Genomic DNA, 25,270 nt, shown 5'->3' on the forward strand with positions numbered 1-25,270 from the left:
GTGAGGAATAATCATTATGACAATGCTTGCTGAACACACACCGCCGGAACCACCGGCCAAAGGGCCCGGCCCGCTAAAAGCCTTTTTCCAGCGCCTGCAGATGGCCCATGGCCGCAAGCTGGTGATCGCGGTGCCGCTGCTGTGGTTGACGCTGCTGTTCCTGCTGCCGTTCCTGATCGTGTTCAAGATCAGCCTGGCGGAACTGGCGTTGGCGGTCCCGCCATACACCGACCTGATGAGCTGGGCAGAGGGTAAGCTGGACATCGCGCTCAATTTTGCCAACTACCTGCAACTGACCGACGATCCGCTGTATATAGACGCTTATCTGCAATCGCTGCAGGTGGCGGCGGTATCGACGGTTTGCTGTCTGGTCATCGGCTATCCGCTGGCCTGGGCGGTGGCGCACAGCAAATCCTCAACCCGCAATATTTTGCTGTTGTTGGTGATCCTGCCGTCGTGGACCTCGTTCCTGATCCGCGTTTACGCCTGGATGGGCATTCTGAAAAATAACGGTATCCTCAATAACTTCTTGTTATGGACCGGGGTGATCGATCAGCCGTTGGTGATCTTGCACACCAATCTGGCGGTGTATATCGGCGTGGTGTACTCCTACCTGCCGTTTATGGTACTGCCGATTTATACCGCGCTGACGCGGTTGGATTATTCATTGGTGGAGGCGTCGCTGGATCTGGGGGCTAAGCCGTTGAAAACCTTTTTCAGCGTAATTATGCCGCTGACTCGCGGCGGGATTATTGCCGGTTCCATGCTGGTGTTTATCCCGGCGGTCGGCGAATTTGTGATCCCGGAACTGCTGGGCGGACCGGACAGTATTATGATCGGCAGAGTACTGTGGCAGGAGTTCTTTAATAACCGTGACTGGCCAGTAGCCTCGGCAGTGGCCACCGTCATGTTGCTGCTGTTGATCGTACCGATTCTCTGGTTCCATAAGCACCAGAACAAGGAAATGGGGGGGCAGGGATGAACAACTTGCCGGTAGTGCGCTCGCCGTGGCGTATCGCTATTTTGGTGTTGGGTTTCACCTTTTTGTATGCGCCGATGCTGATGCTGGTGATCTACTCGTTCAACAGTTCCAAACTGGTGACGGTGTGGGCCGGTTGGTCAACGCGCTGGTATACCGAGTTGTTCCATGATTCGGCAATGATCAGCGCCGTCGGGCTTAGCCTGACTATCGCCGCCGCCTCGGCGACCGCCGCGGTGGTGCTGGGGGCGATTGCGGCAGTGGTGATGGTCCGTTTTGGCCGTTTTCGGGGTTCAACCGGTTTTGCCTTTATGCTGACGGCACCGCTGGTTATGCCGGACGTGATCACCGGGCTGTCGCTGTTGCTGCTGTTTGTGGCGATGGGGCATGCCTTTGGTTGGCCGTCGGAACGGGGGATGTTTACCATCTGGCTGGCGCACGTCACTTTCTGTACTGCCTATGTTTCGGTGGTGATCAGTTCGCGCCTGCGTGAGTTGGATCGCTCTATCGAAGAAGCGGCGATGGATCTGGGCGCGACACCGCTGAAAGTATTTTTCGTGATCACTCTGCCGATGATTGCACCGGCGCTGATCGCTGGTTGGATGCTGGCCTTTACCCTGTCGCTGGATGATCTGGTGATTGCCAGTTTCGTCGCCGGGCCGGGCGCGACTACCTTGCCAATGCTGGTGTTCTCCAGCGTACGGATGGGGGTTAATCCGGAAATTAACGCCCTGGCGAGTTTGATCCTGCTGGTGGTCGGCGTTATCGGCCTGATTGCATGGTGGTTTATGGCGCGCTCGGAAAAACAGCGATCGCGCGAATTACAAAAGGCTGCCCGTAGCTGAGTCTGATTAAACCTGCTATTTTGCAATTATTGGTATTGCAATTGATTACCTGACTTTATATATCTCGTTTGAATATACCCTATAGCTTTCGAGTTGCAGCTAACAACGCTGCAACTCGAAAGATGACGGGCATAGGCGGCGCTTCGTTGCGGAACATGGACATGTCAGACATGCTGAACAGCAGGCAGGGAATAAGAATGAATTCAGATGCGCCAGTGCCGGTGATGGTGGCCGGAACGGCGATGGTGGCTATCAAGTGCATCAGCGTGCTGTTGCTGTTGGGGGAACTGGGGGTCGATGGCGCTCAGGAGTTCGTCAGTACCAGCGCACAGGCCTGGGATTCCACCCTGATCTTTTTGGCTGGCCTGTTATTATTGTGCCTGCAAATCAGTTGCGGTTTTGCGGTGATGCGCGGCCGTAACTGGGGGCGTTGGGGTTATGTGGCCTGCCAATGCCTGGTGGTCGGTTATCTGCTGCTGGCCACCATTGGCAGTTTTCTGCCGGAGGTCTTTACCGTCGAAGGTGAAAGTAGCGGTCAAATTCTGCACGTCCTGATCCTGCAAAAAATCCCTGATATCGTGATCCTGGCATTATTGTTTGTTCCCGCAACCAGCCGCCATTATTTCGCCGCGCACAATTGAGATTTTAACGGGGCAGAGTGATAAACTCTGCGCCCTTAATTATTCACCCCGAACTCAGGGTTATCTTCATGCAATGCGCTTTGTATACGGCGGGCACCTGCCGTTCCTGTCAATGGTTGGAAAAACCGTACCCGCAGCAACTGACGGACAAACAGCATCATCTGCAATCACTGCTGAGCGACAGTGACGTTGCGCAGTGGCTGCAGCCGATCGCCGGTGAGCAGCGCGCATTTCGCAATAAAGCCAAAATGGTGGTCAGTGGCAGCGTAGAGCGTCCGCTACTGGGCATGCTGCATCGAGACGGTACGGCGGTGGATCTGAGCGCCTGTCCGCTGTATCCCGCCAGTTTCTCGCCGATGTTTGATGTGCTGAAAAGTTTTATCGCCCGCGCCGGTTTGGTGCCCTACAACGTGGCGCGTAAACGTGGCGAACTGAAGTACCTGCTGCTGACTGAAAGTACCCACAGTGGTGGCGTAATGCTGCGCTTCGTACTGCGTTCGGACAGCAAGCTGGCGCAGCTGCGTGCCGCACTGCCGTGGTTGCAACAGCAGTTACCCCAGCTCAGGGTGATTTCCGCCAATATTCAGCCGGTACATATGGCGATTATGGAAGGGGAGCGCGAGATCCCGCTGAGCGAGCAACAGGCGCTGGAAGAGCAATTTAATCAGGTGCCGCTGTATATCCGTCCGCAAAGTTTCTTCCAGACCAATCCGCAGGTGGCCGCCGAGCTTTACGCCACCGCCCGTGACTGGGTGCGGGCACTGGCTATCGACAGCATGTGGGATCTGTTTTGCGGCGTGGGTGGGTTTGGCCTGCATTGCGCACTGCCGGAAACACGCCTGACCGGCATCGAGATTAGCGCCGAGGCGATTGCCTGCGCGCGCCAATCGGCGAAAACCTTAGGCTTGCAACACGTCGATTTCCAGGCGCTGGATTCTACCCGGTTCGCTACCGCCGAAGGCAGCGTGCCGCAACTGGTGCTGGTTAATCCGCCACGACGCGGTATTGGCAAGGCACTTTGCGACTATCTGAACCAGATGGCACCGGGCTATATTCTGTATTCGAGCTGCAACGCCGAGAGCATGGCGAAAGACATTGAGATGTTGCCGGATTACCGCATCGAGCGCGTACAGCTGTTTGATATGTTCCCGCATACCGCCCATTACGAAGTGCTGACGCTGCTGGTTCGGCAGTAATCAAGGATTAAGGTTATACTAAGCCCACTAGCGAGGGGAAAACATGAAAAAGCACCAGCCACAGAGACAACCCGGTAAGCCGTCGTCAGAGCGCATTGCACGTGCCGTAGCCACTTCCACGGCCATTGAAACCGGGCAGGCGTCAACACAGGTGGCGGCTACATTGGCCGAAAAACGCGAAAAATACGCTTATCTTCACCTGGCACTTTAGCCAGCTGTCAGTGCCTGTCTAACCCACTCCTGCATCGGTTGATAATCCATCAACATCCCATGATGAATGGCGGCGATATACTGCGGCCGATTATTTTCCCAACAGCCATAATCCAAAGGTTCAAACCCCGCCTGAACCGCCATCACGTCCGATAATAACCGCGCCAACCGACCATTTCCCTCGCGAAAAGGATGGATCAGAATCAACTCGATATGGGTAATGGCGATGGCTTCAATTAATGTGGTTTCATCCAAATCGGTGCAGGGGGTATAGCGATCCAGGCAGTTTGACTGAAATTGGCCCATCAGCTTAACGATTTGTGCCGCCGGTGCGAACATAAAGCCGTCCTTACTGATATTGACCGAGCGGTCGTGGCCGGCCCAGTCATAGACATTACCCAACCAGCGGTGATGCCATTGCCTGAGCATGGCCAGTGTAATCCTGCCCTGAGGGAAGTCAGCGCCTAAAACGGAGTGATATAATTTCTCCAGCAGCACCAATTCAACATCGTTGATATCTTCCACGCGAACTATACCAAGTTTATTGAGCAGTACTTCCTGGCGCTCACCGTCGGCAAAGTGCCCCTGTGAGTTTGAAACATCGTATTTGCTCATCATCGCCACCTGTAAGTGGGTTGCTTTATGAACAGAATAGACTACGGAGAAAAGTGTGGGGCGTGGTACTCCACGCCCTGAACCGCTGTTACTGAGGGAACCACTTGTCGTTAATGGCTTTGTAGGTGCCGTCGGCCTTAATGGCCTCCAGCGCACTGTTGAGCTTGGCCAGCAGCGCCTGATTGTCCGGCCGTACCGCAATACCCAGACCGGTACCGAAGTATTGTGCATCGGTAACGTGTTCACCTACCGGAGCCAACTGAGGATTGTTCTTCAGCCACTCATTCACCACGGCGGTATCACCGAATACGCCGTCAATACGGCCATTTTTCAACTCGAGAATGGCGTTCTGATAGCTGTCGTAAGAGACGGTGTTAATCTCCGGGTGCTTGTCCTGCATGTATTTCTGGTGGGTGGTGCCGTTCTCCATGCCGACCTTTTTCCCTTTCAGATCCGCCAGCGAACTGAATTTGCCTTTTTCGGCAATCACAATTGCCGAGTTGGCATAATAGGGCTGAGTGAAGGCAACTTGCTTGCTGCGCTCTGGCGTGATGTCCATACCGGAGATCACCGCGTCGTATTTCTTGAACTTCAGCGCGGCGATCAGGCTGTCGAACGCCTGGTTGGTGAAGGTACATTCGGCCTTCATTTGTTTGCACAACGCGTTAGCCAGATCGATATCAAAACCCACGATCTTGTTGTTGGCATCCAGCGACTCGAACGGCGGGTAGGTGGCGGAAGCGGCGAAACGAATGGTCTCGGCTGCGCTGGCGTTAAAGGCGATGCCTGCTAATACCGTGGCGGCCAGCAATAGTTTTTTCATGCTTAAAGCTCCTGTCTGCAAGTCTGCGTGTTTTTATCTCGTCACCGCTTGATTTTACTGACAATAAACCAGAGGTTTTGGCGGTTGTCGGTCGGTATTAACCCTGCCATTTAATGAATTAATATGCAATATAAATGATTAATAATTTGTTGTGGGTGTAAAAAAGCCCCGCGCGATGACAGGGCTTTGAGAGTATCGCTCTACAGACTCAGTTGCGACGTTCAAACGCCAATGCACGGCGCTCGACCAGACGCATCAGCAGCGTCAGCAAGCCGTTGACGCACAGATAAACCAGCCCGGCAGCGCCAAACACCATTACGTCGTAGGTGCGGCCATACATCAGCTGGCTGTAGCCCATGACTTCCATCAGGGTGATGGTATAGGCCAGTGAGGTACTTTTGAACACCAGCACCACTTCGTTGGAGTAAGACGACAGCGCACGCTTGAAGGCGAATGGCAGCAGGATACGCAGCGACTGCGAACGCGACATGCCGAGCGCTTCACAAGATTGCCATTGACCGGCCGGTATTGCCCGTACCGCACCGTAAAACAGTTGGGTGGTATAGGCGGCACTGTTCAGCGCCAATGCGATCATCGCACACAGCCACGGCTGTGACAGCAAGTTCCATAACCACGGATACTCGCGGATCGCCGGAAACTGACCGGGGCCGTAGTAGATCAGGAAGATCTGCACCAGCAGCGGTGTACCGGTGAACAGGGTGATATAGATTTTTACCAACGGCGTCAGGATCGGCGTTTTCAGCGTCAGGATCACCGTCAGCACCAGTGACAGCACCAGCGCCACGATCAGCGCGGTGATGGTCAGCGTCAGGCTGGTGTGCAGCCCTTTGATAATTTCCGGCAAGAACTCAAACATCAGGATGGCCCCCGCTCAAAACGCGTGGTGCGCAGTTCGATACGCTTAATGATGTACTGGCTGAACAGGGTGACCACCAGATAAATCGCCGCCGCTATCACGTACCAGGTAAAAGGCTCCTGGGTGCGGGTGGCAATGCTTTTGGTTTGCAGCATCAGATCGTTAACGCTGATCAGTGACACCAACGCGGTATCTTTCAGTAATACCAACCATTGGTTGCCAAGACCGGGTAGCGCGTGACGCCACATCTGCGGCATGATCAGGCGGAAGAAAATCGCTGCTGTGCTCATCCCAAGCGCCTGACCGGACTCCCATTGCCCCTGTGGCACGGCCTTCAGCGCGCCACGCAGCGTTTGCGACGCATAGGCCGAATAGAGCAGGGCGAGGGCAATTACGCCGCACAGGAACGGGCTGACTTCAAAGTTATCAATCGCCAGTTGGATCGGCAGTTGGAACAGGCCAAGGTTCAGGGTGAAGCCATCGGACAGCATCAACAACAGCTGCGATGAGCCGAAATAGATGAACAGCACCACCAGAATTTCCGGCAGACCGCGCAACAGAGTGACCCAGGCGGTGCCGAGCCAGCTAACCACTTTCCAGCGTGATGACTCCCAGACGGCAAACAGCATCGCCAGGATCAGCCCAAGGATAAGGGCACAAACGGCAAGGCCGACGGTCATCCCGGCGGCGCTTGCTAAAGGTTGGATTTCATTCATCAGAGTTGATTACTGCTGGAACCATTTTTTGTAGATGGTTTCGTAAGTCCCATCCTGTTTGATCTTGTCCAGAGCGGCGTTGAACTTGCCCTGCAGATCGGTATTTTTCTGGCGAACGGCAATGCCCAGGCCGGTACCGAAATAGTCTTTATCGGTCACTTTGTCGCCCACGGCGGCCAGTGCCGTATTCTGTTTCAGCCATTCGTTGACCACCGCAGTGTCGCCGAATACCGCATCGACCCGGCCATTTTTCAGATCCAAAATGGCGTTCTGATAGCTGTCGTAAGGCACGGTGGTGATTTCCGGGTGCTTATCGGTCAGGTATTTCTGATGGGTGGTGCCATTCTGCACGCCCACTTTCTTGCCTTTCAGCGCGGCGACGTCAGCCACTTTGCCTTTCTGGGCCACAAACAGGGCGGAGTTGTCGTAATACGGCTTGGTAAACAGCACCTGCTTTTCACGTTCAGGCGTGATGTCCATACCGGCCATCACCGCGTCGAAGCGCTTGAACTTCAGGCTTGGGATCAGGCTGTCAAAGGCCTGATTGGTGAAAGTACATTCGGCCTGGATCTCTTTACACAGCGCATTGGCCAGATCGACATCAAAGCCCTGGATCTTGTTGCCGGCGTCAATAAATTCAAATGGAGGATAAGAAGCTTCGGTAGCGAAACGGATGGTTTCGGCTGCAGAGGCGGAAACGCTGATGCCAGCCAGAACGGCGGCGATTATTAGTTTTTTCATCGCAAACTCCCCAAATTACAGCAAGTAAAATTGTTAGTGTGATAAGTAATTGGCAAACTCGGTGGTCTGTGGATTCTTGAAGTGGCTGGCATCGCCTTGTTCCACTATGTGACCGTTTTCCATGTACACCACGCGGCTGGCGGTTTTGCGCGCCACTTCCACCTCGTGGGTCACGATCACCTGGGTGATCCCGGTGCCGGCCAATTCGCGAATGATGCTGACGATTTGGGCGGTGATCTCCGGATCCAGCGCGGCCGTCGGTTCATCAAACAGCAGGACCTGCGGTTCCATCATCAGCGCACGGGCAATGGCCACGCGCTGTTGCTGGCCACCGGATAGGTGCAGCGGGAAACGATCGGCAAAGTCGGTCAGGCGCAGGCGCTTGAGCAGCTTGTCGGCACGCTCCATCGCCTGAGCCTTGGTCAGGCCCAGCACGCGGCACGGCGCTTCGATCAGGTTTTGCACCACGGTGAGGTGAGGCCAGAGATTGTATTGCTGGAATACCATGCCGACGTTCTGCCGTAACTCGCGGATGGCTTTTTCGCCCGGAGCCTGCTTAAAGTCGAACTGGTTACCGGCGATCTGCAACTGGCCCGAACGTGGCATTTCCAACAGGTTCAACACCCGCAATAACGAGCTTTTCCCCGCGCCGCTGGGACCCAGCAGCACTAAGGTTTCCCCTGCTGGGCAATCCAGCGTGATGTCAAACAGCGCCTGATGTGCGCCGTAATAGCAATTGATACCGTTAAGTTGAATGCTCATGCGCCAGAACTGAATAGATATTGATGCCGCGAATGTTAACTTCCACAGAATACTTATGCAATCTTTGTGCGTTAAAATTTATTACTGCGCGGCAGAATAGTAAAAGAATAGCACAAGATACCGCGAGTCAGGTTCGAAGGGGGGATTTGTCGTGCATGCTGTGAGGCAGGTAGCGAAATTTCTCAAATTGAACAAATATTGCGCGTAATCAATGCGTTTTTCTAACCACCGGTACCCAGGGGCGCCGGTGGTTGAGTTGGCTTACTGGTTTTCCAATACTTGACGCAGCGTGCCGCTGGCGGCGTGCGGTGGCACATTCAGATAGCGAATATCGTCCACGACCCAACAGGTGCCTTCGCGCACCATCAGCACTTCATCCTGCCAGTTGACTGCGCTGCCACCGTCTTTCTGATAGCTGAGTTGAACGCGCAACGGGATATTTTTGGCATCGGTATTAGGAATGGTCGACGCGCTGGCGACGGTGGCGCTGGTCGGCCCCTGAGCATTGCCGGTAAACAGATCGCCGGTGACCTGATGTTTACCCGGATTCTGGTTAGCCGTCACCAAATCCTGGTACAGCACTTTACTCAGGTAAGGCTGCAATTGTGCCAGACGATTGCTGTCCGGCAGGGTAGTTCCGGCACCTTGTTGCAGGCGCAAATCGTAAAATTTCTGTGCGACCGCATCCGGGCCGCCTTCCACACAACCGCCGGTACGGGTGCCGATATCCTTGAATGCCGGTTCAACGGTGGTGCAGGCACTCAGTAACAGCGCTAAGGGAAAAACAGCCGCAATCGTTTTTGTTTTCATCTCATTACCTTATGTGAAAGTCTCTACCATGAAGACCACTAGCCTACAGTATAAATGCGATTTCAGGCCTTGCATTCGTAGTGCGTGCCATTTCAATACAGAACATAATGCTAAAACGATGGTCAGATAAATGCCATGAATCAATCAAGCAAGGAGTTTTGATGCAGCTTTCAACCACCCCGACCCTGGAAGGGTTTACCATTACCGAATACTGCGGCGTTGTTACCGGCGAGGCTATTTTGGGTGCCAATATTTTCCGTGATTTCTTTGCGGGCGTGCGTGACATCGTCGGCGGCCGTTCCGGGGCTTATGAGAAAGAGCTGCGTAAAGCGCGTCTGATCGCCTTCAAGGAGCTGGAAGAACAGGCACAAGAGTTGGGCGCCAATGCAGTGGTCGGTATTGATATTGATTACGAAACCGTGGGTAAGGACAGCAGTATGCTGATGGTGACTGTCAGCGGCACCGCAGTGAAAGTCAGTCGTTAATCCCTTCTTTGCCCCCGGCCAAGGCCGGGGGCATTCGTTTATCCTACCTTGTGTTCTTCCACTTTTAGTGGGCGATGTTCCTGCGGTTTGACCGCAGGGGCCGGGCGATGCTGTGCCTGTTGAATCTGTGGCTGATGGAACGGCGTCGGTGCGTTATGCGGCATCATGGCATTTGGCCGTGGTTGAACCGGCTGTGGGCGGGGAACGTTAGCCTTGGGCGCGACGTGTTCGACAGGTTTGACGGCCGGCAGCTGCGCCCTTTGCTGTACGGTGACAGGTGTCGGTAGATGTTGTTCAGGCGTACGAGCCGGTCGGATCTCGGCCTGATGAATGGGTGCTGTGACTGTCGCTGGGTGCGGGCGCACGGCCGCCGGTGTCGAATGAGCGAAACTCGGCAGGGTCATTGGCTGCTGAACATGGGCAACCGGTGTCATCGCATGGGGCGCTGGCGTAGCTGCATGGGCAAAGTTCGGCGCCGTCATCGGTTGGCGTTCCTTGGCTGTGGCGGGCGGCGTAAAATGTGGCTGTTGCAAGTTGGCAGCCTTAGGGGCTGCATAAGGCGTTGGCGCGGCAAAATGCGGCACCTGATTGACTGGCGCGTTGTGGTAGTTATTCACGGTGTTGCTGCGATTCACATTATTATATTGATTGATATTGGTGACGCGATTAATCACCGTAGTGGAATGCGAGATATAGGGCGCATTGTTGTAGACCACCGGCTGACGCCGATTATTCCAGTGAACATCCCAGCTATGCCAGTCGTCATGATGGTTCTGATTAATCAATGCCCCGACCACGATACCTACGCCAAAGCTGATAACGCCGGTTGCCAGCATATCGCCGCTGCTATAGCGGGGCGCACTTTGATAGTGGTAGCTCGGATAGGCGGGGATCGGTTCGCCGTAGGCCACCCAGGGGTCGTAACGTGGCACGTAAACCACATTCGGCTGACTGGGCTCAATCACAATGGTTTGTGCCGGAGCGGCCACCACAGTTTGCGGGTAGGGTTGCTGTTCAACATATTGCGTGGCCGGGGCGACGACCACCCTCTGCTGCGGTGAGGTTTTCAGCGTACCTTTGGCGGCGGCGCGTTGGCGCATCACCTGAATGGCGTTCATCACGTCGCCAGGGTCGTTGAGATAGGCACTGCCCAGCGCGGTGGTCCAGGGGATATTTTTCGCCATCTGGTCCAGCACGTCAGGAAATTGTACCAAGCCACGTACGCTGGGGTCCCAGGGCTGAGCGTCGGCCGCCGTAGTCAGCGCCGCCGGTTGCAGCCCGCGGTTTTGTGCCAGCCAGTTATCCGCCGTGCTGATTTGGTCAGGATACCCGGCACCGGCCAGCACCTGCGCCAACAATTTGTCAGGAAAAAGCGCCACCGGGCTGACCAACTGGTAGAGTTGATCGGCGCTCAATGGGGTATAGACCGGTGCTGCAGGGGAGGACGAGGATGCTGCGGTCGCCGGGGGTGCCCCCATTGCGCTCGCCACGGTCTTTTGGTCACAGCCGCTGAGCGGCAGCATGGCGACGCAGATCAGCCATGTGATGGAGTTTAGTTTGTACATGGTGACTCACTTTTTTTCAGCGCAGGTAATATTATGAAGCTACCATCTGCCATAGAGTCTGCCAGCGCAGAGCAACACTCACTTGCACATCTGGCCACTCTGTCATCATTAATTGAATAACTTGATTATTGGATACAAGTTAATCAATCCGAGTTACAAATTTGCGTATTTAAACCGCAGGAGGGATTCGTGAAAATTTGGCCAGGGATATTTGCCGCAGCGTTGCTCGCAGGCTGCCAAAGTGTGCCACAGGACACCATCGTCGATCAGGGTGGCTATCAGCTTGAAACGCTGCATCAGGCCCAGGGCGCAGACCAGCGCATTCGCTTTTTGGTGATGCATTACACCGCCGAAGACTTCCACTCCTCATTGAAAACCCTGACGGATGAACACGTCAGTGCGCATTATCTGTTGCCGGCGCACCCACCGTTGGCTCAGGGCAAACCGGTGGCATTTCAACTGGTGCCGGAAGCACTGCGAGCATGGCATGCCGGGGCCAGCAGTTGGCGCGGCAGAACCAACCTGAACGACACTTCGATCGGTATTGAGATCGTCAATCGCGGATTCAACCAAACCCTGCTGTTTACCCACTGGCAGCCCTATACGCCACAGCAAATTGCCCTGTTGATCCCACTGAGCCGCGATATTATCCAGCGCTACGGTATTTTGCCAACGGACGTGGTGGGGCACAGCGATATTGCGCCGCAGCGCAAGCAGGATCCCGGTCCGTTATTCCCCTGGCAACAGCTGGCGCAGGCGGGCATAGGCGCCTGGCCGGATGAGTTGCAGGTGCAGAAACTGTTGGCGGGGCGGGATAAGCATGCCGAAGTGCCGCTGGCACCGTTGATGGCCAAGCTGGCGAGTTACGGTTATGGCATTGATGCGCACTGGGATGTTCGGCAGCAGAAAAACGTGCTGGCGGCGTTTCAGATGCATTTCCGGCCCAGCGATTATCGCGGTGAGCCGGATGCGGAGAGTGAGGCGATTGTCGATGCGCTGCTGCTGAAATACGGAGCCGCCCGTTAATTACAGACCGTGCAGTTTGCCGTGATCCTTCAGCCAGCGGGCGGTGCGCGAGATACCTTCATCCAGCGAAATAATAGGCCGGTAGTCCAGTTCTTGCTGGGCACGAGTGGTGTCCAGTGTCAGATCAAAATTGAGCTTGGCGACACCATAGTGAGTCAGTACCGGCTCTTTTTCACTTTTGCTGCCGAGCTTTTCCATGCCGCGCGCCATCATGTCGAGCATTGGGTAGGGTACTGAACGGATCCGACACTTCATGCCCAACTCGTCGATCAACTGTTGCACCACACTGCGTAGCTGACGTGGCTGCTGGTTGGTGATGTTGTAGGCGCGGCCCGACGGGGTATTTTCCTTCTGGGTCGCCAGCCACATGGCGTGCACCGCGTTTTCCAGATAGGTCATGTCCACCAGCGCGGCACCGCCGCGTGGCAGCAGCAGGTTGCCATAGCGTTTGATCATCTGTAACAGACGCGGCAGCATCACCTTGTCGTGCGGTCCGAATAACCCCTGAGGACGCAGGATGGTGAAGTGGGTTTGCGGGTTGGACAGCGCCAACTGCTGGATCACTTGTTCACCTGCGGCCTTGCTGCGGGCAAACTCGTTGGCATAGCGTACAGGGCGGAAGTCTTCGGTAACGTTGCGATGGTGATGATAGTCGAAGTAAACCGCCGGCGAAGAGATATGGATAAACTGCGAAACACCGTAGGCCGCCGCCCATTCGCCCAGGCGACGGGTGGCGCGCACGTTGGCCAGTTCAAAGGCTTCTTCGGTACCCCAGGGGGAAGTGAAACTGGAGCAGTGCCACAGTACGTCCACATCGGCCAGCATGGCTTTGGCCTGCGATGAGACCAGGTTGGTGAGATCGGCATGAATGAATTCTGCACCCATTTTGACCAGCAGACTGCCCATCGCCTGGTTGCGACCGGTGGCGCGCACTTTAATGCCCTGACGGCGCAGATATTCAACGGCGTTACGGCCTAACCCACTGGTTGCACCGGTGACCAATACCTTCATAACGAACTCTATTCTCACCAAAAATCAGAATGCTGACGGCCTTCAGCGGCGCGCCAGCAAATAAGATGCCATTCTTCCGTTATTTCGTGCTCTATGCAATCGGAAAGGACCTAACCGCAGCAGCAAAGTGTGCGGTTGATCGACAATTGAACACCTGAATACTGCCTATTACGGCAGATTGCGCTGATGTTCTTCGGCCAGTTTGGCAATTCGCCGGGCCATACCGCGGAAAATAAACAGATGAGCGGGCATCATGGCGAACCAATACAGCAGCCCGCTAAACCCGGCAGGGTGCCACCAGGCCCGTACGTCCAGGGTGCGGTGGTCGCCGTGATCCTTGATGGTGAAAGCGAGGCGGCCCAGGCCGGGGGCTTTCATGCCAAACAGCAGTGCCAATAGCCGCTGTGGTTTGAGGGTGATCACCTTCCAACCATCGACGACGTCGCCAACCTCCAGCGTGTCGCGCTGTGGCCGGCCATACACCACGCGATTACCAATCATATCGTCCATACGTGCGCGGATCTGCCACAGAATATTGGCGTAAAAATAGCCCTCTTTGCCGCCCAGTTGCTGCACCGTATGCCACAGGGCCTGGCTGGATGCCTGGGTTTCTATCGAGCAACCCGCCTGCTTCGGATAAAAACCATAGCCTGGCCGCCAGCGCGCACGTGCTTCCGGGTCGTAACCCCAGTCGGCGGAATCGACCACCTCTTCTTCGCGTTGCAGGGTGGCCGTCACCGCCTGATCGAAGGTTTGCAGCGTTTGCGGGATCAGCGCCTGCAGCGGTTTGCCGTCGGCGGGCAGATCGTGGTTCAACCCCTGGATCAGCGCGCTGGCGATAGAGGTGGGCACCGAGGTGATCATGCTGATAAACCAGACCGAGATAAAACGGGTCGGCAGCGGGATCGGGATCAGCCAGCGTTTTTTGCCGCTGATGGCGATAAAGCGTTCGAACAGGGTTTGATAGCTGATGTACTCCGGGCCGGCGACGTCAAAAATGCGACTTTCTTCCGCCGGATGTGCCAGCAGATCGGCCAGATACACCAACAGGTTTTCCAACGCTACCGGTGACGATTTGGAACGCACCCAGCGTGGCGGCGTAAGCACCGGCAGGTTGTAAACCATATCGCGCATGATTTCGAACGCAGCCGAACCGGGGCCGACAATAATACTGGCTCGTAGCTCGGTGACGGGAACACCGCTCTGACGCAGGATCTCCCCGGTCAGCTTGCGTGCCACCAGGTGTGGCGAGCTGTCGCCCTCGGGTTGCAATGCGCCGAGAAAAATGACCTGCTTGACGCTGGAGTTGCGCAGCGCGTCACGCAGGTTTTCAGCGGCCTGGCGTTCCTTTTCAATAAAATCATCGCCGTCGCCCATCCCGTGGATCAGGTAATAAACCGCGTCGATCTCCCACAGCGCGGCGGCCAGGGTTTCCGGCCGGTAAACGTCGACATATTGGCAGTTAACCTGCGGCCAGTGCTGCTCCTGCAGCCATTCGATGCGACGCGCGGCGGCGGTAATGTGATGTCCCTGTTCAATCAGGTGGGGGATCAGGTTTTGGCCGATATAGCCGCTGGCCCCAAGAACCAGTACGCGTTGAGCTGTCATTAGCGCCGCCTTTGCGGTGAAAGTCTGTTTAGCATAGTCACAGGATGCCAAACTCGTGGTTTAAATGCACTTTTTGTGTGGTTATGCGGGCATTGCATCCGCTGACGGGGGACGTCACACTACCCGCCGTTTGTCTGCGTTAAGCCGGAAGATATGAAACTCAATGCTGTTTGTTATGCCCTGTTGGGACTGGCGCTGATCGCCAGTTTGTTTTTTCTGCATCCGATCTGGATGTGGTGGCTGTTGGCTAACCTGCTGACGCTGGTGGTCTACGGTGCGGATAAGTTTGCTGCGCGCAGAAGCTGGCAGCGGGTGCCGGAAAGCACGCTGCTGGTGTTCGGGCTGGTGGGCGGTTGGGTGGGAGCAATAGTTGCGCAGCAGGTATTTCGCCATAAAACCCAGAAACAGCCGTTCAAAACCTGGTTTATCGTCAGCATGGTGCTGAATATTGTGGCGACGCTGGCGATTTGGTACTGGGTTTATGGCCGCTGGATACTCTGAGGCGGGGCGTGTTAACGCCCCGTACAGACAAGCACTCAGGCGTGCTGCCTGAGGAACTGCTGCCATAAATCGACCACGTGCTGCAAATCCTGACGGCTGACGTCAAGGTGGGTCAGAATGCGCGTCAGTGGCCCGCTGCTGATCAGCACGCCGCGCTCACGCATCCAGGGACCCAGCCTGGCTGCCCGCTCTGCTGACTGGCGCAGGTACAGCACGTTGGTTTGCGCGCCCGGTTCAACAGTCTCAACGCCAATTTGTTGCAGCTGCTGTTCCAGCCATTTGGCATTGTCGTGATCTTCACGCAGGCGTTCGACATTGTGCTCCAGCGCATAGAGACCGGCCGCGGCCAGAATACCGGCCTGGCGCAGCCCCCCCCCGGTCATTTTGCGCCAGCGCAGGGCCTGCTGGATAAAGGCTTCACTGCCGCACAACAATGAGCCCACCGGGGCACCCAATCCTTTCGACAGGCAAATGGTGAAGGTGTCGCAGTACTGCACAATCTCTTTCAAGGGCACGTTCAGCGCGACGGCGGCGTTAAAGATGCGTGCGCCGTCGATGTGTAACGCCAACTGATGTTCACGGCTGAACTGCCAGGCTTGCTGCAGGTACGCCAATGGCAAGACTCGGCCGCTGATGGTGTTTTCCAGGCTCAGCAGGCGAGTTTTGGCAAAGTGGATATCGTCGGGTTTGATGGCCGCCGCGACCTTATCGAGCGGCAGGGTGCCGTCCGGGTTAGCTTCAATCGGCTGTGGTTGGATGCTGCCGAGCACCGCCGCACCGCCGGCCTCGTATTTATAGTTATGCGCCTGTTGGCCGACAATGTACTCGTCACCGCGCTGGCAATGGCTCAGCAACGCCACCAGGTTGGCCTGGGTACCGCTTGGCAAGAACAGCGCCGCTTCTTTACCGGACAGGCGGACCGCTTCTGCCTCCAGAGCGTTGACCGTAGGGTCATCGCCGTAAACATCATCACCCACTTCCGCCTGGGCCATGGCATCGCGCATAGCGGCGCTGGGGCGGGTCACTGTGTCACTGCGTAGATCGATAAGCATAAAAATCCTTTATCCCCTTCATCTTTCAAGCCGCAGCGTTGTTGGCTGCTCATGCTCACCCCAGTCACTGACTTGAGTCAGCTCTTGGGGAACCTCATGCTTGCCGCCTGGCTGCAACTTGAAATCTGTTGGGGATAGTTTTAGCTGAAAGAGGACACGATTATTAACGCAACCAGTTGGTTTTTGCCAGCTCGACCACTTCGTCACCGCGGCCGTTGATAATGGCGCGCAGCATATACAGGCTAAAGCCCTTGGCCTGCTCGAATTTGATCTGCGGCGGCATCGCCAGTTCCTGTTTGGCGGTGACGACGTCCAGCAGTGCCGGGCCGGGATGCGCCAGTATTTCCTGCAGCGCACCATCCAAATCAGAAGCTTTCTCCACGCGAATGCCTTTGATACCGGCGGCGTTGGCGATTGCCGCAAAATCAGGATTGTGCAGATCGGTGCCGTCGGTCAGGTAGCCGCCGGCCTTCATTTCCATCGCCACAAAGCCCAGTACGCTGTTGTTGAAAATCACAATCTTGACCGGCAGTTTCAGCTGCGCCAGCGACAGGAAATCCCCCATCAGCATGGTGAAGCCGCCGTCGCCGCACATGGCGATCACCTGTTTGTCCGGTTCGGTGGCCTGTGCGCCAATCGCCTGTGGCATGGCGTTAGCCATCGAGCCATGGTTGAACGAGCCGAGCAGACGACGTTTGCCGTTCATCTTCAAATAGCGTGCCGCCCACACGGTGGGCGTGCCGACGTCGCAGGTGAAGATGGCGTCATCGCTGGCGTACTGGCTGAGCTGTTGCGCCAGATACTGCGGGTGAATCGGCCGATCGTCGTTGGCCGTCGCCAGCCCGTCGAGATCCTTGCGCGCAGTACGGTAGTGCTCCAGCGCCTTGTCGAGAAATGCCCGGTCGCTCTTTGGCTCTATCTGCGGCAGCAGGGCGGTGAGAGTGGTATGAATGTCACCCACCAGCGCCATATTGACCGGGCAATGTGCGCCGATACTGCCGGGGTTGATGTCGATCTGAATGATATTGGCATTGGTCGGATAGAAGGCGCGGTACGGGAACTGGGTACCGAGCAATACCAGAGTGTCGGCGTTCATCATGGCGTGGTAGCCGGAAGAGAAACCGATCAGCCCGGTCATGCCGACGCTGTAGGGGTTATCCCATTCGATATGCTCTTTACCGCGCAGTGCATGAACCACCGGCGCCTGCAACAGTTCGGCCAACTTGACCACTTCGTCGTGGGCACCGGCGCAACCACTGCCGCACATCAGCGTAATGTTCTTCGCCTTGTTCAGGGTCTCCGCCAGCTTGTTCAGTTCGCTCATTGGCGGCTGCACCAGCGGCAGTGCCGGGGTGTGCCACACCATGCTGGCGTCTTCCGGTGCCATCTGCAGCGCCACGTCGCCCGGCAGGACGATCACTGACACGCCGCGATTGAGGATCGCCTTGCGCATGGCGATTTCCAGTACCCGGGGCAACTGTTCCGGGTTAGAGACCAGTTCACAGTAGTGGCTGCATTCGCGAAACAGTTCTTGCGGGTGGGTTTCCTGAAAATAGCCACTGCCGATCTCGCTGGAGGGAATGTGTGCGGCAATCGCCAGCACCGGCACATGGTTACGGTGGCAGTCAAACAGGCCGTTAATCAGATGCAGGTTGCCGGGGCCACAGGAGCCGGCACAGACCGCCAACTGGCCGGTCAACTGGGCTTCTGCACCGGCGGCAAAGGCGGCGACCTCTTCATGGCGGGTTCCCAGCCATTCGATGGTACCCATACGGTGCAGGCTGTCGCTGAGACCGTTGAGCGAATCGCCGGTGACGCCCCAAATGCGTTTCACACCGGCCTGTTCCAGAGTTTTGGCAATCAGTGTGGCTACAGTTTGCTTCATAATTCCCCCAAGCGTTGTAAAGGCCCTTTATCTTTCAAACCACAGCGTGTGTCGCCTGGCCGTGACGTGAAATCTATTGGGTATGACCTATCAGTCTTTCTCAAATAAACGCAGTAACGAACATGGAACCGGGAAAGTGTAGAAGGGGAAGGTAAAGCCTGCTTGCCGATAAATGCCCCATCCTGACCGACGGGGCGCAAATATCAGGCGAGGGTGACGTCACCTTGCAGTTGGCAACTGCAGGCCAGCACATAACCCTGGGCGATTTCAGCCGGGGTCAGGGTCATGCTGCTGGTGGTGGTGTAGTCACCTTCGAGGATGCGGGTTTTGCATGATCCGCACACCCCTGCGCGGCAGGCGGCGTTGACCGGCAGCGCGTGAGCTTCCATTGCTGCCAGTAGCGTGCTGCCGACCGGTACGCGAAACTCACGCAGAGGGCGGGCGGTGCGTAAGGTTAATCCTTCGCTCTGTTCGCCATCGGTGGCTGCCGGGGTATGGAACTGCTCTTTATGGAAGCGGCTGGCCGGCACGCCAAGCTGCAGGCAAAGTTGTTCTGCCTGAGCCATATAGGGGGCCGGACCGCAGGTCATCACGGTGCGCTCGGTGATATCCGGTGCCGCCTGGCGCAGCACTTCGGCACTGATTCGCCCACTGAGATAACCCGGTTGAATGTCCTGTTCGGCCATCAACGTCAGCCGCAGTTGCGGGTGGCTGGCGCATAACTCGCGCCATTGTTCGGCAAAAAGGGTATCGGCGGGAGTGCGGACGTTAAAGATCACCGCGATATCGCAGGCAGGGCGGTTCGCCACCAGCCAGCGACACATGGAGATGATAGGCGTGACGCCGCAGCCGGCCGCCAGCATCAGGTAACTGTCCGCCGGATGTTGTTCACAGCTGAACTCGCCTTGCGCATCGGACAGCCACAGTGTGTTGCCGGGTTTGACTTCGCCGGTTAACCAGCGCGAACCCACGCCGTCCGGCAGGCAACGTACACTGAGACTGAGAAAACGGCTCTGGCCGGGCGAGGAAGACAGCGTATAGGCACGCAGAGTGTCTTCGCTATTACGAATACTGACCAGTGCAAACTGGCCGGGTTGGTAAGGGTAAAAAACATCGCAGATCAGGTTGAGTGTCCAGACGTCGGCGGTTTCCTGTTGGATCGAATGCACCTGCATGCGGTTGGGGCAAAGTGGGCTGGGTTGGGTCATAGGGCACCTCAAAAGCAAAGGGGCCGACGTCTGCGGCCCCGAGAAACAGTGGCATTAGCCGAGCAGGGCTTGCAGATCCTGGTCAACGGTGGTGATCGGGCGCATGCCGAATTTTTCGTTCAGGATCGCCATCAGGTTGTCGGTCAGGAAGCCCGGTGCGGTTGGCCCAGTAACAATGTTTTTAACGCCCAATGACAACAGCGTCAGCAGAATGACGATCGCCTTTTGCTCAAACCACGACAGCACCAGGCTCAGCGGCAGTTCGTTGACCGAGCAACCGAGGGTGTCGGCGAGTTTGACCGCCAGCATGATGGCGGAATAGGCGTCGTTACACTGACCGACGTCCAGCAGGCGTGGCAAGCCTTCCAGGGTACCGAAATCCAGCTTGTTGAAGCGGTATTTGCCGCAGGCCAGCGTCATGATCAGGCAGTCTTGCGGAACGCTGCGGGCGAAGTCGGTGAAATAGCTGCGCTCATCGCGGCTACCGTCACAGCCGCCGACCAAAAAGACGTGACGCAGTTTCTTTTGCGCCACCAGGTCAATCACCGTATCGGCGGCATTGAGCAGCGTCTGGCGGCCAAAGCCGACGGTGATCATATGTTCGATTTCGGTATAGGGGAAACCACTCATGCTCTGCGCCTGAGCGATCACCTGGCTGAAATCGTCCCCTTCCAGATGGTTGACGCCCGGCCAACCGACGATGCTGCGCGTCCAGATACGATCGCCATAGTGACCGACATTCGGATCGATAATGCAGTTAGAGGTCATCAGGATCGGGCCGGGGAATTTGGCGAACTCGGTCTGCTGGTTCTGCCAGCCACTGCCGTAGTTGCCCACCAGATGCTTGAATCTTTTCAGTTCCGGGTAGCCGTGCGCCGGCAGCATTTCACCGTGGGTGTAAACGTTCACGCCCCGGCCCTCGGTTTGCTCCAGCAACATGCGCAAATCTTTCAGATCATGGCCCGAGATCAAAATCGCCTTGCCTGCCACCGGGCGCACGTTCACCGCACTGGGTACCGGATCGCCGTAAGCCTGAGTCTCACCGTGATCGAGGATAGCCATCACGTTGAAGTTCATTTTACCGATGCCCATGGCGTTGTTCAGCAGGGTATCTACGTCACGTGGCTGGGTGCCGAGCCAGGCCATAAAGGCGTGGTAGTCGGCGTAGATGTGGTCATCGGACTGACCCAGCACGTGGGCGTGCTCCATATAGGCCGCAGCGCCTTTCAGGCCGTACAGGCACAGCATGCGCAGGCCATGTACGTCGTCGCCGACCTCGGCTTTATCGGTATTGAGGGCAAACTGTGCGGCCTGCTGTAGCAGCGAAGGCATATCATCGCCGGCCAACTGCAGACTGGCCAATGGGTGTTCGACACGGACGCTGGCATCCAGCAGACGGCAGCGGGTGGCCAGGGATTCGCGCAGGGCGATGGTTTCGCGTGCGTAACCGATGATGCGATCTGAATCGAAGTTGACGTTGGTCAGGGTAGAAAAGAAAGCGCGCGGGGCAAAGCTGTCGATATCATGATCGACGATCCCGAGCGCCCGGGCTTGCAGCGCCCAGGCGGAAAGCCCCTGTAACGCCGCAACTAACAGATCCTGCAGGTCGGAGGTTTCCGCCGTTTTGCCGCACATGCCCTGGGCATAAGAGCAGCCGTTGCCTGCCGGGGTACGGATGGTTTGTTCACATTGCACACAAAACATAATCGCTTCCTTTTTAAAGTTGCATTTATAATGCTTGTTTAAGAGCATAGATCGGCAACCAGGGCTTAAAAAGGCTTTTGTGATGCTACCAAGGGCAAGTTTGATTTAGCGCAATTTTACCGTGCGGATGGGAATTATTACGTTTTCCGGGGGCGGTCCCCCGGAGAAGGGTCAAGAGAACAGGGCGATCAGTACCGGTGCCAGCAGGCTGAGCAGAAAGCCATGCACGATGGCCGGTGGCACTATCTCCATACCCCCGCTGCGCTGCAGCACCGGCAGGGTAAAGTCCATGGAGGTGGCGCCGCACAGACCCAGCGCTGACGAGCGGCTACGACGTACCAGCGTGGGGATCAGCACTATGGCTACCAGTTCACGCGCCAAATCGTTAAAGAAGGCTGCGCTACCCAACACCGGGCCATAGGCGTCGGTGATTAAAATGCCGGAAAGCGAATACCAGCCAAAACCGGACGCCATGGCCAGCCCGGCCTTAATCGGCAGCCCCAGCAGTTGTGCCGCCAGCGCACCACCGGCCAGTGAACTGATCGTCACTACCACGGCCACTATCATGCCACGCCGGTTGAGCACTATTTGGCGTAGCGTCATGCCGCTGTTGCGCAGTTGGATGCCAACCAGCAGCAGCAGGAAGATCAAGGCGTATTCGCTGCCTTTGTTGGCAAACTGCAGCCATTGCCACTGGGTCAGGCCGAGCAGGAAGCCGCCGAGAACCACGCCGCAAAGCTTGAGCGATTCGAGCGCCATATGCAGGCGTGAGGGCAGCTTTTCCTGTTTATGGCTGTTGTGCCACGGCATTTTGCGTTCCAGCAGTGCCAGCATCAGCAAACTGGCGGCGAGAATGCACAGGAAGAACACCGAAGCATACTGGAATATCAATACCAGGTTGCTGCTCAGATCCTCAAGAAAAGCCAGGCTGATACCCATGAAAAACAGGATCACGTAGACCATCCAGCTCAGCAGGCGGTTGATGGTTTGCAGTAACGTCCGGCTACGTAACGCAATGAGATAACCGGCAATCAGCGGTAACAGAATAATCAGCAGTCCTGAATACATGGTGAAACTTGCGTCCTTTGTTCTGAGGGCAGCGCCTGGATGAGCGGCGAGGCCCCACACGCTAACCAAAACCACGTCCGGAGTAAAGCGGCAGATTTGACGTCGTCCGCTTGACCTGCAAGGGGTTTTTTGACCATGCTCTGAGGAGGCCACCCCATTAAGGACGGTGACCGCGCGCACGGGAGGCGACAGATGTTCTTAGAGCGAATCGAGATTGTAGGTTTCCGCGGCATTAACCGGTTGTCACTGATGCTGGACGACAACACGCTGCTGCTCGGTGAAAATGCCTGGGGTAAATCCAGCCTGCTTGACGCGCTGACTCTGCTGCTGGCACCGGAACCCAAGCTGTACCGTTTTGAAGCGCACGATTTCCATTTCCCACCCGGTGAGGAAGAGGCCAAAGATCGGCACTTGCAGGTGGTATTTACCTTCTGTGAGAAAGATATCGGCCATGCTCACCTACCGCGTTACCGCCACCTGTCGCCGCTGTGGGTCAAGGGCGGGGATAACCTGAACCGCATTTATTATCGCTGCGAAGGTGAACTGGCCGATGACGGCACGGTGTGTACCTGGCGCGGTTTCCTGGATGCCGACGGCAATGCGATGCAGTTGCACCATATTGAGCAATTGGCACACGCCATTATCCGTATCCACCCGGTACTGCGCCTGCGCGATGCGCGCTTTATCCGCCGCCTGCGGCCCAGCACGTTAAATGATGAACACCCGGCCGATAATAAGGCGCTGGCCCAGCAGTTGGATCAACTGACGCGTGAGCTGGTGCGCAACCCGCAAAAGCTGACGAATGCCGAACTGCGCCAGGGGCTGGCGGCTATGCAGCAACTTTTGGAACATTACTTTGCCGAGCAGGGGTCGCAGGTGACGCGGCCGCGCCGAAAACGCCTGGATCAAGATCAGGATCAACAGGCATGGCGCTCGCTGGACAGTATCAACCGTATGGTGGCCGAACCCAATAGTCGCAGCATGCGTCTTATTTTACTGGGCATGTTTTCTACGCTGTTACAGGCCAAGGGCAGCGTCAAACTGGATCCGCACGCCCGGCCGCTGCTGTTGGTGGAGGACCCGGAAACGCGCCTGCATCCGATCATGCTGTCGGTGGCCTGGGGGTTGCTTAACCAGCTGCCGCTGCAACGCATCACCACCACTAACTCCAGCGAACTGGTGTCCCTGGTGCCGGTTGAGCACGTTTGTCGGTTGGTGCGTGAGTCGGGACGGGTGGCCACTTATCGTCTTGGGCCACGCGGCCTGGGGCCGGAGGATGGGCGACGCATTTCTTTTCATATTCGTTTTAATCGGCCGTCGTCGCTGTTTGCCCGTTGTTGGCTGCTGGTAGAAGGCGAAACCGAAGTCTGGCTGCTCAACGAGCTGGCTCGCCAGTGTGGTTATCATTTTGAGGCGGAAGGGGTACGGGTGATCGAGTTCGCCCAGTGCGGCCTGAAGCCGCTGCTGAGGTTCGCCCGGCGTATGGGCATTGAGTGGCATGCGTTGGTGGATGGCGATGAAGCGGGGCGCAAATACGCCGGCACCGTCCGCGGCATGCTGGATAACCATGAGTATAACGAGCGTGACCGGCTGACCGCGTTACCCGCGCCGGATATGGAACACTTTATGTTCCGTGAAGGTTTTAGCCCGGTCTATTACCGGGTCGCCTCCGTGCCAAGCAATGCTCAAATGCCGGTACGCAAGGTGATCCTCAAGGCAGTGCATCACTCCTCGAAGCCCGACCTGGCCATCGAGGTGGCGATGCAGGCGGGCGAGTGGGGCACGGACTCGGTGCCGCCCTTGCTGAAAAAAATGTTCTCCCGCGTGATCTGGCTGGCGCGCGGTCGGGCCGACTAGGCCCCGGAAAAACAGGGCTGGGTGCTGAAGTGCTCGGCCATCCCTTGTTCCAGCTGGTCCAGCAGTTGGTAACGACGGCGGTATTCTGCACGTTTTTTGCTGACTACCTGATCGATCGGTTTACGGGCGATCTGTTCCGGCAGCAGGAAATAGCCGCTTTCCAGCATTTTTCCGCCCATCGATGTCCAGAATTGATCGTAATCGGCATGCAGCTGGTCTTTCTTTTTACTGTGATAACGCCAGTTTTGATAGATATGGGTGGCGTTGCCGACTGCGACAATTTGCTGAATACCCAAATGGCGCGCCAGAGTACAGATTCCTTCCAGCGCCAGGCGTTTCGGGAACAGTCCGTGACATTCTTTGGTGGTCTGCTGGATTTCCGCATGCGGTACCTGCTGATTGGCGCCCTGTATCCCCCCGATAAACAGCGTCGGTCGCTGCTGATAGTGCATCAGCGCGAAGGTGATCTCGGCCAGCATGATGCCGTTGGCGTTACGCAGCAGCAGGGTGGCTTCCCCTTCTTTATTCAGGTGATCGATGGACGCCAGTTCCAGTGAAACCGTTTCGCCGCTCTTGCCGCTGGCTTTGGCCAGTACAAAGGTTTTATTCAGATGACCGAGCAGCATTTTCATCGGCATGCGTTGCTTGCTGAGAGCGTAATGATCGCGCAAGGCGAACAGATTCTCGATTTTGCTCATATTCGCCGCCAGATAAGGGCGATGCAGTTTGCATGGCAGATTGGGTTGCGCCTTCAGTATTTCATCCAGTAACGGGTTGGATGCCAGGGTGTTGAGCAGAGCGCTGGTGGTCGGCCAGCGAAATAATGAACGGCCAATAAACTTCAGGCGGAATGATGTTTTCTTCCAGGCTTTGCTGGGTGCCTTGTCGCCATTGGCCAGCGCCGTCATCAATTGCCAGCCGTTAAGCGGGCGTGCAGATACGAGTGGATAGCTGAGCTGAGACATGATGAAATCCTTGGCTGTGTTGAATGGCGCTATTTCACCAAGCCTTCACTAAACGGGAGTTCAATGCAGAATGTAACCAAGGGTGTCTCCACATTGTGTTGAACCAAGGTTTAGTTATTC

25 protein-coding genes are annotated in these 25,270 nt (G+C 56.5%); 9 read left to right on the top strand and 16 right to left on the bottom strand.

The window, feature by feature from the left end:
* Window positions 1-16: 16 nt before the first annotated feature.
* The 5 genes from potH to OCH02_RS10575 all read left to right on the top strand — a co-directional run bounded on the left by potH (window position 17) and on the right by OCH02_RS10575 (window position 3,872).
* A complete protein-coding gene (gene potH, locus OCH02_RS10555; RefSeq protein ID WP_135315877.1) occupies window positions 17-982 on the top strand; it encodes a putrescine ABC transporter permease PotH in 966 nt (321 codons plus the stop codon).
* Window positions 979-1,824: a putrescine ABC transporter permease PotI gene (potI, locus tag OCH02_RS10560; protein ID WP_261089128.1), complete on the top strand. Its 846-nt coding sequence runs from the start codon at window positions 979-981 to the stop codon at window positions 1,822-1,824. Before potH ends, potI begins: the two co-directional genes overlap by 4 nt.
* 161 nt (window positions 1,825-1,985) lie before the next feature.
* Window positions 1,986-2,465, top strand: a complete 480-nt coding sequence (locus OCH02_RS10565; protein ID WP_261431185.1) for a YbjO family protein — start codon at window positions 1,986-1,988, stop codon at window positions 2,463-2,465.
* Window positions 2,466-2,533: 68 nt separating this feature from the next.
* On the top strand, window positions 2,534-3,661 hold the full coding sequence (gene rlmC / locus OCH02_RS10570; protein ID WP_261431186.1) for a 23S rRNA (uracil(747)-C(5))-methyltransferase RlmC: 1,128 nt from the start codon (window positions 2,534-2,536) through the stop codon (window positions 3,659-3,661).
* Between the two features lie 43 nt (window positions 3,662-3,704).
* Window positions 3,705-3,872, top strand: a complete 168-nt coding sequence (locus tag OCH02_RS10575) for a hypothetical protein (RefSeq protein ID WP_261431187.1) — start codon at window positions 3,705-3,707, stop codon at window positions 3,870-3,872.
* Here the strand turns inward: OCH02_RS10575 and OCH02_RS10580 are convergent.
* From OCH02_RS10580 to OCH02_RS10610, 7 genes are all read right to left on the bottom strand, one after another.
* Entirely contained in the window at window positions 3,869-4,486 is a 618-nt protein-coding gene (locus tag OCH02_RS10580) for a Fic/DOC family protein (RefSeq protein WP_261431189.1), read from the bottom strand. The genes OCH02_RS10575 and OCH02_RS10580 overlap by 4 nt on opposite strands.
* A gap of 88 nt (window positions 4,487-4,574) precedes the next feature.
* Window positions 4,575-5,309 carry an arginine ABC transporter substrate-binding protein gene (gene artJ, locus OCH02_RS10585; protein WP_261431190.1) on the bottom strand — a complete coding sequence of 245 codons (735 nt, stop codon included), beginning with the start codon at window positions 5,307-5,309 and terminating at the stop codon, window positions 4,575-4,577.
* A gap of 208 nt (window positions 5,310-5,517) precedes the next feature.
* On the bottom strand, window positions 5,518-6,186 hold the full coding sequence (gene artM, locus OCH02_RS10590) for an arginine ABC transporter permease ArtM (RefSeq protein WP_012006086.1): 669 nt from the start codon (window positions 6,184-6,186) through the stop codon (window positions 5,518-5,520).
* Window positions 6,186-6,902 carry an arginine ABC transporter permease ArtQ gene (gene artQ, locus OCH02_RS10595; RefSeq protein WP_261431191.1) on the bottom strand — a complete coding sequence of 239 codons (717 nt, stop codon included), beginning with the start codon at window positions 6,900-6,902 and terminating at the stop codon, window positions 6,186-6,188. Before artQ ends, artM begins: the two co-directional genes overlap by 1 nt.
* Before the next feature lie 9 nt (window positions 6,903-6,911).
* Window positions 6,912-7,643, bottom strand: a complete 732-nt coding sequence (gene artJ, locus OCH02_RS10600) for an arginine ABC transporter substrate-binding protein (RefSeq protein ID WP_037426527.1) — start codon at window positions 7,641-7,643, stop codon at window positions 6,912-6,914.
* Window positions 7,644-7,676: 33 nt separating this feature from the next.
* Window positions 7,677-8,405 (bottom strand): arginine ABC transporter ATP-binding protein ArtP, encoded by a 729-nt coding sequence (artP, locus tag OCH02_RS10605; RefSeq protein ID WP_261431192.1) that lies wholly within the window; start codon window positions 8,403-8,405, stop codon window positions 7,677-7,679.
* A gap of 261 nt (window positions 8,406-8,666) precedes the next feature.
* Window positions 8,667-9,215 carry a lipoprotein gene (locus tag OCH02_RS10610; RefSeq protein ID WP_012006090.1) on the bottom strand — a complete coding sequence of 183 codons (549 nt, stop codon included), beginning with the start codon at window positions 9,213-9,215 and terminating at the stop codon, window positions 8,667-8,669.
* 161 nt (window positions 9,216-9,376) lie between these two features.
* Between OCH02_RS10610 and OCH02_RS10615 the strand changes: the two genes are divergently transcribed.
* On the top strand, window positions 9,377-9,700 hold the full coding sequence (locus OCH02_RS10615; protein ID WP_037426521.1) for a heavy metal-binding domain-containing protein: 324 nt from the start codon (window positions 9,377-9,379) through the stop codon (window positions 9,698-9,700).
* A gap of 38 nt (window positions 9,701-9,738) precedes the next feature.
* Here the strand turns inward: OCH02_RS10615 and OCH02_RS10620 are convergent, their stop codons facing one another.
* Complete coding sequence (locus tag OCH02_RS10620; RefSeq protein WP_261431193.1) at window positions 9,739-11,265, bottom strand: DUF3300 domain-containing protein; 1,527 nt, start codon at window positions 11,263-11,265, stop codon at window positions 9,739-9,741.
* A gap of 189 nt (window positions 11,266-11,454) precedes the next feature.
* Between OCH02_RS10620 and OCH02_RS10625 the strand changes: the two genes are divergently transcribed.
* Window positions 11,455-12,291 (top strand): N-acetylmuramoyl-L-alanine amidase, encoded by an 837-nt coding sequence (locus OCH02_RS10625; protein WP_261431194.1) that lies wholly within the window; start codon window positions 11,455-11,457, stop codon window positions 12,289-12,291.
* Here the strand turns inward: OCH02_RS10625 and OCH02_RS10630 are convergent, their stop codons facing one another.
* Window positions 12,292-13,302 (bottom strand): NAD-dependent epimerase/dehydratase family protein, encoded by a 1,011-nt coding sequence (locus OCH02_RS10630; RefSeq protein WP_261089105.1) that lies wholly within the window; start codon window positions 13,300-13,302, stop codon window positions 12,292-12,294.
* Between the two features lie 168 nt (window positions 13,303-13,470).
* A complete protein-coding gene (locus OCH02_RS10635; protein WP_261431195.1) occupies window positions 13,471-14,910 on the bottom strand; it encodes an SDR family oxidoreductase in 1,440 nt (479 codons plus the stop codon).
* A gap of 153 nt (window positions 14,911-15,063) precedes the next feature.
* Here OCH02_RS10635 and OCH02_RS10640 point away from each other — a divergent pair, with 153 nt between their 5' ends.
* The gene (locus tag OCH02_RS10640) at window positions 15,064-15,411 is read left to right on the top strand and encodes a DUF1294 domain-containing protein (RefSeq protein WP_261431196.1); all 348 of its coding nucleotides are present in this window, start codon (window positions 15,064-15,066) and stop codon (window positions 15,409-15,411) included.
* Window positions 15,412-15,446: 35 nt separating this feature from the next.
* Here OCH02_RS10640 and ltaE read toward each other — a convergent pair whose 3' ends face one another.
* From ltaE to OCH02_RS10665, 5 genes are all read right to left on the bottom strand, one after another.
* The gene (gene ltaE, locus OCH02_RS10645) at window positions 15,447-16,463 is read right to left on the bottom strand and encodes a low-specificity L-threonine aldolase (protein ID WP_261431197.1); all 1,017 of its coding nucleotides are present in this window, start codon (window positions 16,461-16,463) and stop codon (window positions 15,447-15,449) included.
* A gap of 163 nt (window positions 16,464-16,626) precedes the next feature.
* The gene (gene poxB / locus OCH02_RS10650) at window positions 16,627-18,348 is read right to left on the bottom strand and encodes a ubiquinone-dependent pyruvate dehydrogenase (RefSeq protein ID WP_261431198.1); all 1,722 of its coding nucleotides are present in this window, start codon (window positions 18,346-18,348) and stop codon (window positions 16,627-16,629) included.
* Between the two features lie 203 nt (window positions 18,349-18,551).
* The gene (gene hcr / locus OCH02_RS10655) at window positions 18,552-19,556 is read right to left on the bottom strand and encodes an NADH oxidoreductase (protein ID WP_261431199.1); all 1,005 of its coding nucleotides are present in this window, start codon (window positions 19,554-19,556) and stop codon (window positions 18,552-18,554) included.
* A gap of 54 nt (window positions 19,557-19,610) precedes the next feature.
* Window positions 19,611-21,260, bottom strand: a complete 1,650-nt coding sequence (gene hcp, locus OCH02_RS10660) for a hydroxylamine reductase (RefSeq protein ID WP_261431200.1) — start codon at window positions 21,258-21,260, stop codon at window positions 19,611-19,613.
* Window positions 21,261-21,431: 171 nt separating this feature from the next.
* Window positions 21,432-22,328, bottom strand: a complete 897-nt coding sequence (locus tag OCH02_RS10665) for a lysine exporter LysO family protein (RefSeq protein WP_261431202.1) — start codon at window positions 22,326-22,328, stop codon at window positions 21,432-21,434.
* 192 nt (window positions 22,329-22,520) lie between these two features.
* Between OCH02_RS10665 and OCH02_RS10670 the strand changes: the two genes are divergently transcribed.
* Window positions 22,521-24,185, top strand: coding sequence for an ATP-dependent endonuclease (locus OCH02_RS10670; protein WP_261431203.1), 1,665 nt, complete (start codon window positions 22,521-22,523; stop codon window positions 24,183-24,185).
* Here OCH02_RS10670 and OCH02_RS10675 read toward each other — a convergent pair.
* Complete coding sequence (locus OCH02_RS10675; RefSeq protein ID WP_261431204.1) at window positions 24,182-25,150, bottom strand: VirK/YbjX family protein; 969 nt, start codon at window positions 25,148-25,150, stop codon at window positions 24,182-24,184. The genes OCH02_RS10670 and OCH02_RS10675 overlap by 4 nt on opposite strands.
* Window positions 25,151-25,270: the final 120 nt, after the last annotated feature.

This window comes from Serratia quinivorans, assembly GCF_946227985.1.
GTDB lineage: Bacteria > Pseudomonadota > Gammaproteobacteria > Enterobacterales > Enterobacteriaceae > Serratia > Serratia quinivorans_A.